A 2,503-nucleotide genomic window follows, 5' to 3' on the forward strand; every position below is an offset into this window, starting at 1 on the left:
TCGTTTTTTATATGCGCTATACAAATAAACTAAAAGAAAATTACATGCTCTGCGCGTAGTTATAAAGCGCTTTTAAAATGGTCAGGTTTTTTTCGCTGTCGTCGTGTTCATGGGCTAGGTTTTCAAGAGTAATCATAAAATCTTGTGCGCTAATTGAGGGTTGATCTTCCCCGTGCATTAACTTGTTTTGACAATACTGGCGCCATTGCTCAAGCTCATGCTGGTTGAGCGTTTCAGGCCAATTGCGTGCACGGTATCTAAACAGTAATATATTAAACTTTTTATCTTCAAAATCTAAATTTAAGCCCGCTAGTTCATCTGGTTTAGCATCGCGAATAATCGCAAATTTAGCTCTATCGGCGTGGCTGGTAAAACCATCGTAAAGTAAGTAATCAACGTTAGTGGTTGCGCTGTAATCGCCTTGCTCGTTAAACACCTCAGTGACTTTATCGCGAAGCTCGGTATTGGCTTTTAAAATAGCTAAATTAGCCAGGCACTGTTCGCGGTCAATGCCTAAACGGGCTGCGTTTTCAGGCAATAATGTTTTTGCAGGCGCTAAAATAGGGCACTTGTTTAAATGCACCAGTTTTAAGCCAACAGGTAAATCGCCTTCAGCTAAATCTATGCGTTTGGTGTATAAGCGTTTGCGTAATTCTTCTACGTTTAAATCAAGTAACACTTGCGGGCTTTGGGTTAAATCAAAACAAATAACGGCGTTTTTATTTACCGGGTGAAAGCTCATTGGCGCCACCCACGTAGTACAACCCTGCGTTGCAGGAATACGCGACGATGTATGCACTAGCGGCGTCATGTTAAATACATCAACCAACTCGCCAAGCGCTTTTTTATTACGCAACCCAAAAAAGAAGTTATAAAGCTTTGGCTGTTTTTCTTTTATTAGCTTAGCCAATGCAATAGTGGCCGTCACATCGCTTAGCGCATCGTGCGCAGCGGCGTGCTCAATACCATTAGCGACAGTTAAATGTTCAAGCTTAAAGCTTGGGCTGCCATCTTCTTTTAACGGCCATTCAATGCCCTCGGGGCGTAGCGCATAACACGCACGGACCAAATCAATAATATCCCAGCGGCTATTATTGTTTTTATATTCACGCTCGTACGGGTCGTAAAAGTTACGGTAAAAACTATAACGGCTTACTTCGTCATCAAAGCGAATGCTGTTATAACCTGCCACACAGGTGTTTGGCGCACTAAATTCGGCATGAATTTTTGCTATAAACTCAGCCTCAACCAAGCCTTTTTTCATCGCCACTTGTGGCGTAATACCGGTGATTAAACATGCCTCAGGGTGGGGTAAGTAATCCGCTTGCGGCTTACAATATTCAATAAGCGGCTCGCCAATAATGTTTAAATCAAGATCGGTACGAATACCTGCAAATTGGCTCGGCTTATCCTTTTGAGGGCTCGCCCCCCAAGTTTCATAATCGTGCCAATAGATTGTTGCTTGATTTTGCTCTTGATATGCCATAGTAAACCCTGAGTAGTTAACTTAAAAACGCCTAAATATGCGCCAAGTTACTAAAATAATGAATTATTTAGATTATGGCATATGGGCGAGGGAGTTTATAGGGACCTTAATTTAAACTTTAGAAATTTTAACTATTACCGCTGGAAGTCATATTTAATATCGCATAAGGTGTTTTTTAAATTAACTTAAGTAAAAAATATGATGAGAATACTCTTTACCGTAATCATTTTTTATTCGCTTTTCATCCCACACGGTTTAATGGCCAGTACGGCTAAGGTTCAAATAAATGGCTTTGACGTTGAATACGAATTAGCAGGTGATGGTAAACATACCATTTTACTTGAAGCGGGTGGCTCTGCTGGTTTAAGTGATTGGGATCCGATTTTTGAATCACTTACCAAGCACGCGAAAGTTATACGGTATTCTCGTATTGGTAATGGTGGCTCTGCACAAATAAAGAAAAACTATAGCTCAGAAGAATACGCTGCTGAGGTTGTGCAATTGCTAAAAGTACTTAAAGTAGAAGAGCCTGTTGTATACGTTGCCCATTCTTATGGTGCTTATATTGCGCGTGTATTTGCTGCAACATACCCTAACAGTATTAAAGCGTTGATGTTAATTGAGCCTGCATCAGAGCACGATGTAGATATTATGCGCGCAATTGATTTGCCCCGTGCTGAAAAAGAAATTGCTGCAATAAAGCTCGATGATATGAAAAATGGTATGTCGAATCAGTATTTAGATTTTTGGGCAAAACGCCCACTACCTGATTACCCTCAAATTGCTGATATACCCGTGACTGTGATCGCCTCCGTTAAAAAGTATAAAAAGCCACCTGTATTATTTTTTACCGACCAAGCGCGTGAAATGTGGGGTGACTTACATTCAAAGTGGGCTAATGCATTTCCACAAGGTGAAATAGTAATAACAAATAAAAGCTATCACTATCCACAAAATGATGAGCCAAAAATAGGTTGTAACCCACGATAGTTAAGTTACTTGAACGCACTCAATAAG

The 2,503-nt window shown here is 40.4% G+C and carries 1 protein-coding gene and 1 pseudogene; one reads left to right on the top strand and one right to left on the bottom strand.

Features of this window, described 5'->3' with window-relative positions; translation table 11 throughout:
* Positions 1-40: 40 nt before the first annotated feature.
* On the bottom strand, positions 41-1,486 hold the full coding sequence (gene sbcB / locus P20480_RS13950; protein ID WP_008127647.1) for an exodeoxyribonuclease I: 1,446 nt from the start codon (positions 1,484-1,486) through the stop codon (positions 41-43).
* A gap of 201 nt (positions 1,487-1,687) precedes the next feature.
* Here sbcB and P20480_RS13945 point away from each other — a divergent pair.
* Positions 1,688-2,502, top strand: a pseudogene (locus tag P20480_RS13945) (alpha/beta fold hydrolase).
* Position 2,503 lies beyond the last annotated feature (1 nt).

The sequence above is a fragment of the Pseudoalteromonas sp. BSi20480 genome (assembly GCF_000241365.1).
Classification (GTDB): Bacteria; Pseudomonadota; Gammaproteobacteria; order Enterobacterales; family Alteromonadaceae; genus Pseudoalteromonas; species Pseudoalteromonas marina.